We start from the raw sequence: 17,605 nt of genomic DNA on the forward strand, positions 1-17,605 counted from the left end.
AGTTCTTACTTCATTTGCTCTGGTAACCAAAGTGATAATTGTGGGATTAAGACAACAAGTGCCAAGAACAAAATCATAAGAATGATAAATGGAATTACCCCTTTTACTACTTCCCCGAGCTTTTCCTTCGCAATACCACTTACGACGAAGAGATTCAGACCTACTGGAGGCGTAATCATACCAAGCTCCATGTTGATTGTCATGATAATTGCAAAGTGAATTAAGTTAATATCGAAGTGTGCAAGAATCGGTAATAAGATTGGTAAAGTAATTAAAATAATAGAAACTGCCTCTAAGAACATACCCATGAAGAAGAACAGAATATTAACAATGATCATAAAGATCCATTTGTTCATATCACTTTCAGCAATCCAAGCACCTACATTTTGTGGAACTTGAGCATTTGTTAAGTATAGACCAAACAGTGAAGCGGCACCGATGATTAAGTAAATCATCGCCGTAATATTAATAGATTCTACTAGCACTTCGCGGAAGTCTTTGAGCTTCATTTCACGGTAGATGAACAGAGAAACGATTAAACCGTAGAATACTGCGATTACAGCAGATTCTGTAGGTGTGACAACGCCAGAATAAATTGTTCCTAAAATTAGGAATGGTAAAAATCCACCCCAAATAGCTTTTAGAGATTTACGTCCACGTTCACCCCAAGATGCCTTTGCGTCACCTTTGAAGCCATTTTTCTTAGCATAGAAAATAGCGGCAACGATTAAGATACCTGTTAAAGCAAGACCAGGGATAACGCCGGCCATGAATAATTCACCGATTGATTGTTCAGAAGTAATACCGTAAATAATTAACGGTACACTTGGAGGGATTAAAATACCTAATGTACCACCGGCTGCTACAAGCCCCATGGAATAACGCTTTTTATAGCCAGCAGAAATCATCGCTGGAATCATAATTGATCCGATTGCCGCTGCCGTTGCAGGTGAAGAACCTGAAATCGCTGCGAAAATCGCACATGCTAAAATGGTAACAACTGCAAGACCACCAGGAAGATGACCTATCCAAGCACGTAAAGCTTCAATTAAGTATTTAGAGATACCACCACGTGCCATTAACACCCCAGCAAGTACGAAGCCTGGAATCGCCATCATCGGGAAAGAATCTAGCGCAGTGAAAATACGTTGTGGCACCATGTTCATATTAAAGTCAATTTGGAACAATACAAAAATAGTTGATAGGGCTAAACTAATTGCCACGGGTACACGTAAAAATAGTAATATAAAGAAACTAATTAAGAGGATTAGCATATTCTTCATCCTTTCCTCGTAGGATATTTACTAGACGCTCAAGGAAGCGCGCTAGGAACAGTATCCCTGACAATGGTAATACTAAATAGACGATCCACATCGGAATACCAATATCAAGAGACACCATACCAGAAGAGAAGCGGTTCTCTACTAATACGAAACCGTAATACGTATAAATAACACAGAAAGTGATACTTAAGCCAGTTGCCACTAAATCTAAAATACGTTTCATAGATGGCTTTAATTGATCGTATAAAATATCTACTTGAATATGTTGGTTATGACGAAGTGCTAATCCAAAACCAAGGAATGTTCCCCAAATGATTGAATAACGTGCAAGCTCTTCTACCCAAGCTTGCGGATCATTGAAAGCGTAGCGCATAATTACGCCGTAAAAGATTAGTGCAATACCGACTAAAAAGAAGAACCCTGCGAGGATTTCCTCTAAATAGCCCCAAAACTTATATAATGCTTTCATCCTGTTGCCTCCTTAAAAATTCATGTTAAGATTTCATTCAACATATAAGCGTGAGCGGCTTATTTTCAAAAAAAGAGTGAGTGCCGATTCAATCGACACTCAAACTAGAAGAACTTATTTTAAATCACGGATGCCGTTGATTAATTCATCAGTAATTACTTCGCCAAATTCTTCGTAAACTGGCTCAAGTTGTGCTTTGATTGTTTCTTTTTGTTCTGTTGTTAATTCGATTACTTCAATACCAGATTTTTTAATGTTTTCAAATGATTTAGCATTTTCTTCAGCAGCTAAATCCAACGCTAATGTAGTCGCTTCGTTTAAAGATTCTTCTACAGCTGTTAATAAATCTGCAGGGATTTTATCCCAGAATGATTTGTTTACGAAAATTGCGTAGTCAAGACGACCATGCTCAGAAACTGAGAAGTATTTTTGTACTTCTTGATATTTTTGTGTATCAAAGTTATTGAATGTGTTTTCTTGTCCATCAACTGTTCCTTGTTGTAGGGCAGCATATGTTTCACCGAATGAAATAGTTGCAGAACCAGCATTTAAAGCTTTGAATTGTTCTTCAAGTACTTTACCAGCTTGTGCACGGAATTTAAGACCCTTGAAGTCTTCTGGTTTTACAAGTGGATGTTTGTTGTTAGAGAAATGTTTGAAGCCATTTCCCCAGAATACTAAACCTTTAATATCGTTATTTGCTAATTTATCTGATTCAAGAATTGTTTTTGCTACGTCAGATTCAAAGAATTTACGAACATGCTCATCGCTTTCAAATAGATAAGGCATGTCTACATATTGCCAACGAGGATCAATCTTTACCATTTTCGTTACAGATGGAGCGATCATGTGGACGTTTCCTGATACCAACGCATCAAGTTCATCTGCATCACCGTATAATTGAGAAGAAGGGTAAACTTCAACCTTTACTTTGCCATCTGTTTTTTCTTCTACTAATTTACGGAATTCTTCAGCAGCTTTCCCTTTAACGCTATCGATAGATGTTACGTGAGAAAACTTAATTACAAGCGGTTTCTCTTTTGTATAGCCGCCGTCACCATCAGTTGATGGAGCAGCCTCATCTTTTTTGTCGCCACCACAAGCAGCAAGTGCTAGTACAAGCACAGCCATAAGTGACATTAAAAGCCATTTCTTCATTGTGTATCCCCCTAAAAATTTTGATATATAGTTAAAAAGGTAAACCTTTTAAACTCGAGTTAATGGTGTGGTTGATTTTTCGGGAGCGCTTTAATGTATTTTTCGTCATAGCGCTCTGTGTAAAATTTGTAAACAGGATCAAAAGCTGACTCCCATTTTTGAATGTCTTGCTCGGTTAAGTAGTTAAGTTCAATACAATCACATGCTTCCATCTCTTGAAGACGTTCAGCGCTTAAATCCTTAGCAAGTTGCCATTCCCAAGCTTGTACTTCTGCAAGTGTATCAGTGAGCAATGTTTGGACATCTTTCGGTAAGGAATTCCAAAACTCATTGTTCATGAGTAGTAGATAGCCCAAATAACCATGGTTACTAACTGTTAGATAGTCTTGTAAAGAATGTAGGTTTTTGCTTGTGATATTCGTGAATGTATTTTCTTGTCCATCGACATTCCCTTTTTGTAATTGATTGAAAACAGTATTAAAATCAATTCGTCTTGGAAAAGCTCCGACACTTGAAAATTGTTCTGCTAATATATCACTTGGCATAATACGCATTCGCAATCCTTTCAAGTCAGTAATTTCTTTGATTGGTCGAATGCTATTACTAAGTTGTTTAAATCCACTATCCCAGATGCCCATTGATAGAAGGTTATGCTCATTTAATTTCTTTACAAGAATTTTCCCGGTGTTACTTTCTATATATGTATGAACTTCATCTGCATTTTTAAATGCATAAGGTAAATCCATGACTGACCACTCTGGTACGAGTGCTGTGACTTTAGAAATCGCAGGTGCAATCATTTGAATATCTCCGCGTAAAAGAGCATTCATTTCTTCACCATCTTTATAAAGAACACCATTAGGAAATACTTGAACTTCTATATGCCCATTGCTACGTTTCTTGACGAGCTCTGCAAATTTAATGGCTGCCATTCCTTTTGGTGTATTTTCACCAACTACATGTGAAAAGCGAATAACAATTTGTTCCTCATGACTCAACTGTTCATTGTCGGTAGGGTAATCAACTTTTTGACATGAAATTAACAAAACTACCGTCGAAATAAGAACGCTTACAAAAATAAGAATAAAACTTTTTCGCCACATAGTTTAAACGACCCCTATCGTGAGTAACAGCTGAACTGTTTTCATTGTAATTTAAATGTCGAAATACACAATATTATGGTGTTAAAGAACATTTTGGTATTTGTGGTATATAACAAATTATTATTTTAATAAACTGTTATAAAACAATGAAAAGCTTGCAAACGTTGAGTTTGCAAGCTTTTTCTACGTACTTATTTGATTGAGTAGTATTTTGTTGGTCGACCAACTGTGCCATATTTTAAATTAATAAGAACACTACCTTTTGTAGCTAAAAAATCTAAATACTTTCGGACTGTTACTCTCGCCATTCCGACATTTTGTGCAAGTTGCTCAGAAGTAATAGGTGTACGATCTTTCATTAAATAATCGACAATTTGCCTCATCGTGATGTCATTAAGACCTTTAGGTAGCTCTGTTGTCTCATACTGTATGCCTAACCACTGATCGATATCCTCTTGTTTAAAGGTATTCGTATTTGAAAGTTTTTTTGCATCGTTTTTAAACTGTTGCAAAGCTCTTTCAAAGCGATCAAAACGAAATGGCTTTATAAGATAATCAATGGCGCCAAGTCGAAGTGCTTCTTGTACTGTTTGTGCGTCCCTTGCTGCTGTAATCATAATAATATCTGATGGAATGCGCTCAGCACGAAGTTTTAAAAAGAGCTCCATACCCGTCATATCCGGTAAAAACATATCAAGTAAAATGAGGTTTGGTTTCTTGGTAATAATATTTTCATACGCATCTTTGCCATTAGTAGATTCGCCTACGAGTTGAAAGCCATTCATTTTATCTAAAAAACCTTTGTTTACTTCAAGTACCATTGGATCATCTTCTACGATAAAAACTGAAAGATTACTCATTGTTCTTCAGTCACCCCTGCTTTAATTGTAATCGTTGTCCCAATATTAATAGTAGACTCTACTTGGATTGATCCTTTGTTAGATTCGACTATTTGTTTAATCAGTGCGAGGCCAATACCGCGGCCTTCTTTTTGTTTCGTACTAAACCCATAATCAAAAATTCGTTGTGGTGTTCCTTCAATCCCCTTACCACTGTCTTGTACTTCTATAAATAAATGATGCTTATCACCGATTAACGTTAAATGAACATCCTTATGTGTACATTCTAGGCAAGCATCCATCGCATTATCGAGTAAATTCCCAATAATTGTTACCATATCTCCGCTTGAGAAACCGCTCATAAACTCGATTAAATTAGAGTCTTCATCAATGGAAAGTTCAATTCCTAGCTCTTTCGCACGTGAATACTTGCCGAGCATTAAGCCTTGTGTGGAGTAATCATGAATTTTGTCACGTAAGCTTTGAATAATTTCTTCTTCATCTGTTATTTCATCAATTATGAGGCTTAAGGCGTCATCATTACGTTTGAGTTGGATCAAACCAGCAATACTATGCAAACGATTCATGTATTCATGCTGTTGAGCACGCAACGAATCTACTAGCATTTTAATACCAGTTAATTCTTCAGCAAGCATATTTGCTTCTTTTCGGTCCGTCAACATAATGAGATAGCCAGCGTCTTGATCCATAATTCGAATAGAGACAGTTCGTACTAAATACATTTGCTCGTACATTAGAAGTGGACGATATGCTTCGGACTGTTGAATCGTATCCTCAGCAAGCCATGTATCTTTAAATAAGGCTTTTCTCGATATTGTTTGTCCGAAGAAATGTGTATATTGCCTTGCCAATCTGTTTATAAACGTTACATTTCCATTACCGTCTGTTGCCAATATCCCGATATCCATCGCTTGAATAATGCCGGAACGTTCCTCTACAAGACGAGCGATCTCAAAGGGCTCTAAATTGAATGTTTGTCGTTTTAAGTGAGTTGCAACTAGAACAGAGCCACCAAAACCTATTGCTAAGCCTGAAAATAACGACACTAATATACCAAATTGATATTCATCCAGAAGCTGATACCATTTTGGTGCAAGAAGACCAACTGTAATGACACCAACCTGCTTCGTTCCTTCTTCATTCATAATTGGGACAAATGCTCGAATTGAGTAACCAAGTACACCACGAGCTTTTGAGATGTACTCATGCTGCGAAAAAGCTTCTACTTCGTCCCCGCCTTCAAAAATTGTACCCAGCTTACTTTCAGAAGGATGGGAGTACCGAATCCGATTCATATCGATGACAACGATGTAATCGACATCTGTGGCTAATCGAATCCGTTCAGCGATAGGTTGGATTTTTTCAAATCCCTCCTGTTTACCTACAGAATTTTGAATATCCGAAAGTTGCGAGACAGTTCTTGCAATCGCAATAGCACGTGCACCAAATTCTTTTTCAAAGGCACCAGAAAGATTATGAATCATAATAGCACCACTTGTAGCAATAGAAGAAATAACAATTATGAATGAAAAAATAAACATCTTTAGGCGCAAAGAAATATTTTTCATAAGTATGTAAAAAGTGATGCCAAGGTGGCATCCTTCTTTAGAATGTACACCTCTTTATGTAAGTATTTTTGATGCAGGCATAAATATTTCAGTGAAAGTTATTAAATTGTGGTATATAAATATATTTGTACTATTTTACCATAGTCTAGTGAATTAGGAATTTCATTCTAATACAAATATGCATAAATAAATAGATTGTTGTAATACAAAACTTACTATACTACATTATTTCTGTTTGTGTACTATAACAACGTGTTTTTATTTTATTATAAGGTATTCTGGTTGGAAATGTTGGTGTATATAAGTTTTATACTGTGTGTATTACTAATGAAAAATATAAAAATGCTAGAAAAATATATATTTGAATAATAAAAAAGTGTAGGGAAAAATTTAAGTGTTAATTTTCGAAGCAAAGAGGTTGTTGTAATAAGTTTAGAACTAAACCAATTTATGGGATTAACCTTTCTGGCTGAGGGGGGACGACGAATATGGGTGTTATGAGTATTTTCTTTTAAAAGTCAAAAAATTCTCTACTATTCTTAATATTTCTGCTTAGTGAAGTGAGGGGATTCCTCGTTGGAAATGGTGGGTCCGATTTATATATGTTTGGAAATAAATATAGAAATAGGGAGAGAGATGTGTGAGAATGTGAAAATATACACAAATTTAATTATTCTAGTATAGTTAATGTTTTTTTTATAAATAGAGTGGAAAAATATTATTAGCTAAATTAAGTAATAAATATTGTTTACTAAGCATCTTTTTCCTTACGGGCTGTAAGTGAGGAATATGAAAAACTAGGTTATTTAATTTGAAATACTTTTTAGAGAAATAATAATTTTTAGAAAAACATCTTGCATTTGAATAATTATAAGTGGTAAATTGTTTTACATAGACGTTCATAAAGTCTTCACATATAGCGAAAGAGGGGAGAAATGAGAATTTATGAATAAAAATAGATGGTTAATTGCATTATCCGCAATTGCAATTCATCTTTCAATTGGGGGAGCGTATGCATATAGCGTATACAAATTACCGATTGTCACAGAGATGGGATGGAGTGAAACGAAGGTAACGATCGCCTTTACTATTATGATGGGGCTTGCAGGTTTTGCAGCAGCGTTATTTGGAAACTTAGTAGAAAAAATGGGGCCACGTAAATCGGCTATGGTTGCGGCTGTTATGTTTGGGGTAGGACAAGCGGGTGCAGGTGTCGCAATTATGATGGACTCAGTTGTATTATACTGGCTTACTTACGGGGTACTTAGTGGGTTAGGAATGGGAATTGGCTATATTGCACCTGTCTCGACATTAGTAAAATGGTTCCCAGACCGTCGTGGTTTAGCAACGGGCATGGCTGTATTAGGATTTGGATCAGGAGCGTTAATTACAGCACCGGTTGCAGCAAACTTAATGGAAGCAGTAGGCATTTCTACAACGTACTTTATTCTAGGGGCAAGTTATTTCACGTTAATGATTTTGGGGTCTTTATATATTGCACCGCCAGTACCTGGTTATATGCCAGCAAACATGAAGGTAGCATCAGAAAATGGCAAGCAAGTAGTAAAAAAAGATTTAGCTGTTATGTCAGCGCGTGAGGCAGTGAAGACAAAACATTTCTGGATGTTATGGTCGATGCATTTAGTGAATGTAACAGCGGGAATTATGATGATTTCTGTAGCATCTCCAATGGCACAAGAAATCGTAGGCCTATCAGTAGCAGGTGCCGCAGCAATGGTAGGAATTATGGGGTTATTCAATGGTGGTGGCCGCTTGATCTGGGCAGCTGTGTCTGATTATATTGGCCGTTCAAACGTCTTTGTTATTTTCTTTACAGCACAGTTAATTACATTTATCGTATTACCACATACGACAAACGTTATTATTTTCCAAGCACTTATTTTCTTAGTAGTTAGTTGTTATGGCGGTGGTTTCTCGAATTTACCAGCATTCGCAAGTGATTTATTCGGTACGAAGCAACTAGGTGTGATACATGGATATCTACTAACAACATGGTCACTGGGTGGGATTTTTGGTCCACTACTAGTAAGTACAATTAAAAATGCTTACGGAAGTTATATTCCAGTATTTTATGTATTTACAGGTCTAATTGCGATTTCGTTAATTATTTCTTTAACTTTACGTGCAGATGTACGCAAACAAATGGCATTAAATGCACAGAAAGTTTCAGCAGAAAAAGTTGGAGACGTCTCAACTACAGCACAATAAAAACACTTTCAATTCGCACTTGAAAGTACTTAGCCGGATAGTTGTCATTTCGCACATGACGCTATTCGGTTTTTTTGTTCAATGTTGTTATAGTACAAAAGAATATTCTTCATCTAACATATAACAGTGATTGTATAGTGTCAATAATATTATGGGAAATTAAAGGATTTTGCTACCAAAAGAGCTATTTTGCAACGGTATCATAGTGGTAATATAATACATATCAATTAATGGAATATTGAATCTTTGTATGGGTGTAGTACGTATATAAATGTTAAGAGAGGGAGGCACATAATATGGGAAAATATTTATTGGATGAATTTGTTCATAAAACGCAACAAGACGATAATGAGAACGAGTACTTCGAGTTAGAAACTGAGCGCGTCTTAGAAATTAATTTGAATGGTGAAGTTTGGTCGAAGATGGGTGCAATGATTTCGTATATAGGCGATATTAAGTTTGAACGTGAACGCGTGCTGGAGCATGGGCTTACTAAAATGTTTAAAAAGGCATTAACAGGTGAAGGTACTCAACTAATGAAAGCTATAGGGAATGGGCGCCTTTATTTAGCTGATCAGGGTAAAAAAATTACTATTTTTGATTTAAAGGATGAAACCATCTGTGTAAACGGCAATGATTTACTTGCATTTGAGCCAAGTATTGATTGGGATATTCATTTAATGCGTAAAATGGTAGGAATAATGGCAGGTGGTTTATTTAATGTTACGCTACGTGGAAGTGGTAAAGTAGCGATTACAACGCATTTTGAACCGTTAACTTTATTAGTGAAACCGGGGGAAACAGTATATACTGATCCGCATGCAACTGTAGCGTGGTCGGGAAATTTAACACCAGAGTTTAATACAGATATTAGCTTCCGTACGTTTATCGGACGTGGTAGTGGTGAGTCGATTCAAATGGCGTTTTCAGGCGAAGGTTTCGTTATCATACAGCCTTTTGAAGAAGTGTATTTATCAAATGAAAAATAATAATAGTGATTCCGAACATGCTATTTTTGTTTAAGACAACCTTAGAATATGATAAAGCCACCTAGCATCGACATTTAGTCGTTGTCAGGTGGCTTTGTGTTGTTAAGGAAACTATAGATTTTTCAATTGTGGCATTGTCATCTAGGCTAAAGTGGTGGTGGAGCGTTTACTTTCGCTTCAGACTCGCAAGTAGCTTGTCGGATGTGAACGAGCGCTTTAGCGCATTTGTTCTTTTAGAATGCAGCGTTCATCCCTGCGATACGTCCCGTGACAAGAGCGGATGTAATATTATAGCCGCCTGTATAGCCGTGAATATCTAAAATCTCACCGCAGAAAAATAGCCCGGATTTTTTCTTGGACGCCATTGTTTTTGGTTCGACTTCTTTGACCGAAACTCCGCCCCCTGTGACGAAAGCTTTTTCCAGTGATTGTGTGCCACTAACGGTCATCGTAAAGTTGACAAGTTCACGCGCTAAATTGCGGATTTTTTCTTGTGATAATTCGATTCCTGTCGATTGAGCATCGATGCCGGCACGTTCTAATAAGAATAGTAACCAGCGTTCAGGTGCGACACCCTTCCAGACGTTTTTCACAGATTTTTTCGGATCTTCTTTCACGAGTTTGTTTAAATATTGGAGACAAGTTTCTTCGTTGTAATCTACTAGCGTTTGAATACGCATAGTAACTGGTTGGTATCCTGTTTTACGCAACTCTTTGACGACGAATTGGCTACAACGTAGTATAGCGGGACCACTAAGCCCGAAATGCGTGAAGAGCATGTCCATTTGATGTGTCACTAATGTTTTTCCTTTTTTGCCTAAAACGGAAACAGCTACATTGCGTAGTGCTAATCCTTGTAGCTCACGAGATTGAATAAAATCTTCTTTTGATAAAACAGGTACTTCAGTTGGGAATAATTCTGTAATTGTGTGCCCAGCGCGCTCAGCCCACGGATAGCCATCACCTGTTGAACCAGTTTGTGGTACAGCTTTGCCACCAACAGCTACTACAACAGCTTTACTACGAATTTCTGTACCATCAGCTAGGCGTACACCGAGAATTTTTTCATCATCCATTAATAATTTGCTAACCGAAGTGTGTAGTTTGACGTCTACATTAAGGCGATTCATTTCTTTAATAAGTGCATCTACAACGTCCTGTGCACGATTTGAAACAGGGAACATGCGCCCATGGTCTTCTTCTTTTAGTGCAACACCAAGCCCTTCGAAAAAGGCAATAATATCTTCATTATTATAAACAGTGAATGGACTATATAAAAAACGACCATTTCCAGGAATATGCTTGACGATTTCTTCTACAGATAGTCGGTTTGTGACGTTGCAGCGACCACCACCAGAAATGGCAAGTTTCTTTCCTAGTTTTGCACCTTTTTCAAGTAGTAATACTTTCTTTTTACGTTCTCCAGCGGCAATGGCAGCCATTAAGCCAGACGGTCCTCCGCCAATGACGATTACATCATACATATATGTGAACTCGCTTTCTATTGTTATGTGGTTGTTTTATCTACAGACCCTAGCAAGCTAAGGAGGTACTGAATTGCCTTTCCTATTATACATGAAGTCCTATCGTTAAGGTTACTTCTTAACATTGAAAATTGTGCTAAAGTGTTCTATAATTTTTTATCTGTAATGACAGCATGAAATGAACGGCTTTTCGTGCTATTATGGTAGTTGTTATGCACTAAATTATGAGGTGAAAAATAGATGTGCGGATTTATTGGCTATATTAATGGAACAAATGTAATTGATCATCATCAAACAATTGAAAATATGATGAATACGATTATTCACCGTGGTCCAGACAGCGGTGGTATTCATACTGACGATAAAGTAACTTTAGGTTTCCGTCGTTTAAGTATTATTGATTTATCTGACGTTGCAAACCAACCTCTTTACAGTGCGGATGGCAACATCGTACTTGTATTTAACGGGGAAATTTTCAACTTCCAACAATTACGCGCAGACCTAATTGCAAAAGGTCATACGTTTAAAACACATTCGGACAGTGAAGTAATTATTTATGGTTATGTAGAATATGGTGTAGAGTTCGTTAAACAACTTCGCGGTATGTTCGCGTTTTGTATTTGGGATAAAAAGAATGATTTACAATTTATCGCTCGTGATGGCTTTGGTATTAAACCACTTTACTATACAAGCCATACAACTGATAATACATTTATTTTCGGTTCAGAGATTAAATCATTTTTACCTCACCCATCTTTCATTAAAGAATTAAATAAAGACGCTTTACGTCCGTATTTAACATTCCAATATTCTTCAATGGATGAAACATTCTTTAAGGGTGTATACAAGCTACCACCAGCGCACTATATGATTATCAAAAACGGTGATATGAAAATGGTGCAATATTGGGATAAAAAATTCCATGCAAAAGAAGCGCCTATTGAAAAGTATGTGGAAGATATTCGTGAAACAGTGAAAGAATCTGTAGAAGCACATCAAATCAGTGACGTGAAAGTTGGTTCATTCCTATCAGGTGGTATCGACTCAAGTTATATTACCGCGTTACTTCGTCCGGACAAATCATTCTCAGTTGGATTTTCTGACTATGAAGATATGTTCAATGAGACAAACTTAGCAAAAGATCTTTCAGACACATTGAATATTCAAAACGAACGTAAATACATTTCTGCAGATGAGTGCTTTGAAGCACTACCTAAAATCCAATGGCATATGGATGAGCCACAATCAAATCCATCGTCAGTGCCGCTATACTTCTTATCCGAATTAGCAGCCAAAGATGTAACGGTTGTTCTTTCAGGTGAAGGTGCAGATGAAATTTTCGGTGGCTATTCTTGGTATCAAAACTCGGGAAGAATGGAACAATATGAAAAAATTCCAATGGGTCTGCGCAAAGCTCTTCGCGGTCTCGCAGAAGCACTTCCGAAAAACCAATATACAAACTTCCTTGTAAAAGGCGGTCAAACTGTTGAGGAGCGTTTTATTGGTGAAGCAGTTGTTTGGGATGAAGACGATGCACTAAATGTTTTAAAACCAGACTATAAAAACGGTCCATCTGTTAAAACGATTACTAAACGTATTTACGATGAAGTACCAGGCGATGATGATGTAACGAAAATGCAGTACTTAGATTTAAATCTATGGATGCCTGGTGATATTTTATTAAAAGCTGACAAAATGAGTATGGCACACTCTATTGAATTACGTGTTCCTTTCTTAGACAAGGAAGTTATGGAGCTTGCAAAAAATATTCCGTCTGAGTATCGTGTCAATGATATTGATACAAAATATGTTCTTCGCCAAGCAGCACATCAAGAACTACCAGAGGAATGGGCAAAACGACCAAAACTTGGTTTCCCAGTACCAATCCGTCACTGGTTACGTGAAGAGAAATACTATAATTTAGTTAAAGAAATGTTCACTACTGATTTTGCGAAGGAATTCTTCGATACAGATCAACTAGTAGGCTATTTAGATGAGCACTATGAAGGTAAAGCAAATCGTGGGCGTTATATTTGGACAGCATATGTATTCCTTGTTTGGTATAAACAATTTTTTGTTGATATGTAACAAGAAAGAGTAATAATAGCCTGTTTATGCGCTATCGTTTTGCTTTAGTGCAGGAAAGAAGGTGTCTCACATACTATGAGACACCTTCTTTTTGCAACGTTTTCTATATTCATGCGTCTGTATTCCTATAGATTATGTTAAGATAACAGTTAGCTTACTCGTTTCAAGTTAGAAATGTTGTTTTTGTGTTTGATAAATAGAAGTATGATTTTAATAATGAATGGATGGATACGATGTCCTCTTTAATGAAAGGTACTGCGATATTGACACTGGGAATGTTTTTATCAAAAGTACTCGGTTTAATTTATATTTTTCCGTTTTATGCAATTGTTGGTGAAGAGAATATTGCCTTGTATCAATATGCATACATTCCCTACTCAATTATGCTGGCAGTAGCCATTTCTGGTGCGCCTATTGCGGTATCAAAATTTGTTTCGAAATATAACTCGCTTGGCGATTATCAGTCAGGTCGTAAGCTGATGAAGTCGGGTATACTGATTATGCTAATTACAGGCTTTCTATCATTTATTGCACTCTTTATGCTTGCGACACCGATTGCTGGATTGGTCATCAAAAGTGAGGAACAAGTATTTTCAGTGGAGCAAATTGCTTCGGTCATTCGGTGGGTAAGTTTTGCACTTATTGTTGTGCCATTTATGAGTTTATGGCGGGGCTTTTTCCAAGGGTACGGCAAAATGCAACCGACAGCTGTCTCGCAATTAATAGAACAAATTGTTCGTATTGTGGTGCTGTTAGGCGGCTCATTCCTAGTCGTAATTGTCTTTAAAGGGTCAGCGCAAACAGCGATATCCTTTGCTGTATTTGCAGCCTTTATCGGGGCCATAGGCGGTTTAGTTGTGTTGTTTTATTATTGGAAAAAATACCAACCTGAGTTTAATTTACTGCGCAGTCAAAGCGTCACTTCTACACAGCTACCGATGTCCAGTATTTATAAAGAAGTGATTACGTATTCGATTCCGATGGTGTTTGTTGGGATTGCCAACCCGTTGTTCCAGCTGGTTGATATGCTTACATTCAATGGGGCGATGGCTTCAATTGGTATGGCTGATGTAACGGATAAATACTTATCAATGATTAACTTTACGACACATAAGGTTGTTATCATTCCAGTCATGTTAGCTACAGGGTTTTCTATGGCGTTAGTGCCTACGATTACAAAATATTTCACGCAAGGTGAATATTTATCACTGCGTCATGCAATGGATAAAACATATCAAATTTTAATTTTCATTACACTACCAGCAGTTGTTGGTATTTCTCTTTTAGCAAATGAAATTTATTTCGTTTTGTATTCTGAAAGCGAAATGGGTGCATCGATATTAGCGCATTATGCACCTGTAGCGATCTTATTTGCCTTATTCCAAGTGACAGCTGCTCTTTTACAAGGAATCGACTTCCAAAAGTGGATTGTGTTCAGCTTGCTATCAGGGATTCTGGTAAAGCTTGCAATTAATATTCCACTTGTTCGCACGATGGAAGCGGACGGGGCTATTTTAGCAACGGCGATAGGCTATGGCGTATCAATTATTATTAATATGTTAGTGTTAAAAAAAGCACTCAATTACAAGTCCAAGATGGTGGTACGACGTATCATGTTGATTGCTCTTTTAACAGCTACCATGGCACTCAATGTAGTAGTTGCATATAAATTGTTAGAAGTCGTGATGGGCCCAGTGGATAGTAAATTCTCAGCGATTGTCTTTTCAGTTATATGTTCTACAGTGGGTATTGCAGTTTATGGATTTTTATCACTACGTTTGGGACTGGCACAAAAACTGCTGGGCGAACGTTTAACACGTATTACAAGTAAGTTTGGTTTTAAATAGGAGGCATTATGCGATTAGATAAATTACTATCGAATATGGGCTATGGCTCAAGGAAAGAAGTTAAACAATTACTCAAACAGAAGGCAGTTACTGTTGATGGCATCCATGTTAAAGATGCAGCAATGCATGTGGATCCAGACAAGCAGGACGTTTCAGTTTATGATGAACGAGTAATTTACACAGAGTTTGTTTATTTTATGATGAATAAACCTCCAGGTGTTATTTCTGCAACAGAAGATGCACGCGAGGCAACGGTTATAGATTTATTAGAGCCGTTACATCAGCATTTTGAGCCATTTCCTGTAGGGCGCCTTGATAAAGATACAGAAGGCTTATTGCTCCTCACAAATGATGGTACACTTGCGCATAATTTATTGTCACCAAAAAAGCATGTGCCAAAAGTATATTATGCAGAAATTGAAGGCGTTGTAACAGAGGCTGATGGTGAAGCATTTGCACGTGGCGTTGAGTTGGATGACGGCTATGTTACAAAGCCGGGTAAACTAGTTATTTTGAAATCTGCGGATCAGTCAGAAATTGAGCTGACAATTCAAGAAGGTAAGTTCCATCAAGTAAAGCGTATGTTTGAAGCAGTTGGTAAACGTGTGACCTACTTAAAGCGTTTATCGATGGGGAATCTAAAGTTGGATGAAAGTTTAGATCTTGGTGAGTACCGAGAACTAACAGAAGAAGAATTAGTAGCGTTACAAAATAGACAATAAAGAACCTTTTGATAGTGTTTTAAGCACTATCAAAAGGTTTTTTTTTATGCGCCCTTTTATCCTATATAATTGTATGATATTGTTATAACCAAATAATTATAATTATGTGATGTCTTTTCAACTAGGGATTAATATTTAGAATTATCATTGTTTTGGCGATTGCATTACGTATTTTAGATTTTAAAAGAAACCGATCATATTGGAGGGAGGGGGTATTTGGAACTATAAACAAACGTAAGAAAGGAGTTTACGATGAAAAAACTGAGATTTAAATTATTATTATCATTAGTCATATTTGCACTAATACTTGTTATTGTCATGTCGTATGTAAATAGGCAAATGTTGGTGATGGATATCCGAACACAAGAAACAATCAATAAAACATTGATTGAAGATCATATACTTAATGATATGCAAACTGTAGATAATGCACATTTTTATTTTGATAAAAGTGTTTCTGATAAGATGGAGGTAGAGTTACAAGCTTTAATATCTTACTATGAGAAAAACTCTAGTATCGCAACATGGGATTTACAGCAAATGAAAAAAGAGCATGGAATGGATATATACATATTAGATCAAACGAATACAGTTGTTTATACAACATTTGTGCAAGATAAAGGATTGAGTTTCTCAGAATGCTGTAAAAAATTTTCTACTTTATTGGATGAACGAAGAGAAAGCAGCAAATTTTATACAGATGGTATTGATGTGTCCACGACAACAGGAGCGATGCGAAAATTTGGCTATTTAGGGACACCAGACCAAAAATATTTATTTGAGCTTGGTATTGATTTACATGATGTACCTGTTTTTAAGACGTTTGACTTTGTAAAGACTGCCAATTCTTTGGTGGAAAAATATAATGACTTATTAGAAGTAAAAACGATTACAGCGGGAGGAGTCTTTTTAGACGATTCACAAGATACTCGTATTGTAGTCAGCGATCAATCTGAATTGTTCCAAAAGTATTATAAAAAGGCCAAGAAAACGATGGAGCCGACTGAATATAAAAAAGAACTAGAAAATGGATACGTAGAGACAGTTCGTTTTTTACCATACGAGGCCGAAACAATACGCGGAGAATCGACCAATCGAGTCGTGTATGTGAAGTATGGCAATCTAAGTGAGCTAGCAGCACTTGCTAAAAATACAAAGCAATTTTGGTTATTACTAGTCATCGCAATAGTGACAACTTTTATCATGCTACTAGTAATCATCCAACTACTTTCTAAAACGATTAATTTAGCGACATATGATGCATTAACAGGTGTATACAATCGTGCAACATATATAAGTAAAATGGAAAGCTTGTTGAAAAAGCGTAAGGAAAATACGCCAGGATTATTATTAATCGACTTAGATAATTTTAAGCAAGTAAATGACCAGTTTGGGCACGCAGAAGGGGATAAAGTACTTGTTGAAACAGGAAAGGTTTTAAAGCAGGCAGTGAAAAATGAAGGCTTTGTCGTTCGACTGGGTGGCGATGAATTTGCGATTGTGCTATATGATACGGATGAATATGAAATACAGCAATTTGCAAATACTATTATGCAAAATATCAGTAGCTTAAGATATTTAGATACCAAGAGCTGGGATGTAGTGTCCGTGAGTATGGGTGGTGCAATTTATGAAAATGTTGCAGAGTCTGAAATGAGCTTGTTTGTACGGGCAGACCAAGCGTTATACCGATCAAAAAATGCAGGGAAAAACCAGTATTCTAGTTACGATGAAGTAGCAGCTGATAAAGAAATAATAAGGAAAAAAGAATGACCCCGACGAAAGGTCATTCTTTTTCTAATACA

General features: G+C 36.7%; 13 protein-coding genes. 6 read left to right on the forward strand and 7 right to left on the reverse strand.

Going from position 1 to position 17,605, the window contains the following annotated elements; translation table 11 throughout:
* Window positions 1-5: 5 nt before the first annotated feature.
* The 6 genes from ACIQZG_RS16570 to ACIQZG_RS16595 all read right to left on the reverse strand — a co-directional run bounded on the left by ACIQZG_RS16570 (window position 6) and on the right by ACIQZG_RS16595 (window position 6,441).
* Complete coding sequence (locus ACIQZG_RS16570) at window positions 6-1,274, reverse strand: TRAP transporter large permease (RefSeq protein WP_402756615.1); 1,269 nt, start codon at window positions 1,272-1,274, stop codon at window positions 6-8.
* Complete coding sequence (locus ACIQZG_RS16575; RefSeq protein ID WP_402756588.1) at window positions 1,255-1,752, reverse strand: TRAP transporter small permease; 498 nt, start codon at window positions 1,750-1,752, stop codon at window positions 1,255-1,257. The genes ACIQZG_RS16570 and ACIQZG_RS16575 overlap by 20 nt, the downstream gene beginning before the upstream one ends.
* Before the next feature lie 114 nt (window positions 1,753-1,866).
* The gene (locus ACIQZG_RS16580; RefSeq protein ID WP_402756589.1) at window positions 1,867-2,910 is read right to left on the reverse strand and encodes a DctP family TRAP transporter solute-binding subunit; all 1,044 of its coding nucleotides are present in this window, start codon (window positions 2,908-2,910) and stop codon (window positions 1,867-1,869) included.
* Between the two features lie 59 nt (window positions 2,911-2,969).
* The gene (locus ACIQZG_RS16585; RefSeq protein WP_402756590.1) at window positions 2,970-4,013 is read right to left on the reverse strand and encodes a DctP family TRAP transporter solute-binding subunit; all 1,044 of its coding nucleotides are present in this window, start codon (window positions 4,011-4,013) and stop codon (window positions 2,970-2,972) included.
* Window positions 4,014-4,204: 191 nt separating this feature from the next.
* Window positions 4,205-4,873: a response regulator gene (locus tag ACIQZG_RS16590; RefSeq protein WP_402756591.1), complete on the reverse strand. Its 669-nt coding sequence runs from the start codon at window positions 4,871-4,873 to the stop codon at window positions 4,205-4,207.
* A complete protein-coding gene (locus ACIQZG_RS16595; protein WP_402756592.1) occupies window positions 4,870-6,441 on the reverse strand; it encodes an ATP-binding protein in 1,572 nt (523 codons plus the stop codon). Before ACIQZG_RS16595 ends, ACIQZG_RS16590 begins: the two co-directional genes overlap by 4 nt.
* Before the next feature lie 945 nt (window positions 6,442-7,386).
* Between ACIQZG_RS16595 and ACIQZG_RS16600 the strand changes: the two genes are divergently transcribed.
* Both ACIQZG_RS16600 and ACIQZG_RS16605 read left to right on the forward strand, forming a co-directional pair.
* The gene (locus ACIQZG_RS16600) at window positions 7,387-8,670 is read left to right on the forward strand and encodes an L-lactate MFS transporter (protein ID WP_402756593.1); all 1,284 of its coding nucleotides are present in this window, start codon (window positions 7,387-7,389) and stop codon (window positions 8,668-8,670) included.
* A gap of 296 nt (window positions 8,671-8,966) precedes the next feature.
* Complete coding sequence (locus ACIQZG_RS16605; protein ID WP_402756594.1) at window positions 8,967-9,659, forward strand: AIM24 family protein; 693 nt, start codon at window positions 8,967-8,969, stop codon at window positions 9,657-9,659.
* Window positions 9,660-9,892: 233 nt separating this feature from the next.
* Here ACIQZG_RS16605 and ACIQZG_RS16610 read toward each other — a convergent pair whose 3' ends face one another.
* Window positions 9,893-11,143: a BaiN/RdsA family NAD(P)/FAD-dependent oxidoreductase gene (locus tag ACIQZG_RS16610; protein ID WP_402756595.1), complete on the reverse strand. Its 1,251-nt coding sequence runs from the start codon at window positions 11,141-11,143 to the stop codon at window positions 9,893-9,895.
* Between the two features lie 240 nt (window positions 11,144-11,383).
* Here ACIQZG_RS16610 and asnB point away from each other — a divergent pair, with 240 nt between their 5' ends.
* The 4 genes from asnB to ACIQZG_RS16630 all read left to right on the forward strand — a co-directional run bounded on the left by asnB (window position 11,384) and on the right by ACIQZG_RS16630 (window position 17,573).
* The gene (gene asnB / locus ACIQZG_RS16615; protein WP_402756596.1) at window positions 11,384-13,231 is read left to right on the forward strand and encodes an asparagine synthase (glutamine-hydrolyzing); all 1,848 of its coding nucleotides are present in this window, start codon (window positions 11,384-11,386) and stop codon (window positions 13,229-13,231) included.
* 233 nt (window positions 13,232-13,464) lie between these two features.
* Complete coding sequence (locus ACIQZG_RS16620; RefSeq protein ID WP_402756597.1) at window positions 13,465-15,078, forward strand: putative polysaccharide biosynthesis protein; 1,614 nt, start codon at window positions 13,465-13,467, stop codon at window positions 15,076-15,078.
* A gap of 8 nt (window positions 15,079-15,086) precedes the next feature.
* Window positions 15,087-15,800 (forward strand): pseudouridine synthase, encoded by a 714-nt coding sequence (locus ACIQZG_RS16625; protein ID WP_402756598.1) that lies wholly within the window; start codon window positions 15,087-15,089, stop codon window positions 15,798-15,800.
* A 252-nt stretch (window positions 15,801-16,052) separates the two neighbouring features.
* Window positions 16,053-17,573, forward strand: coding sequence for a GGDEF domain-containing protein (locus tag ACIQZG_RS16630; RefSeq protein ID WP_402756599.1), 1,521 nt, complete (start codon window positions 16,053-16,055; stop codon window positions 17,571-17,573).
* The last annotated feature ends 32 nt before the right edge of the window (window positions 17,574-17,605 follow it).

The sequence above is a fragment of the Lysinibacillus sp. NPDC096418 genome (assembly GCF_044762775.1).
In the GTDB taxonomy this organism is placed as follows: domain Bacteria; phylum Bacillota; class Bacilli; order Bacillales_A; family Planococcaceae; genus Lysinibacillus.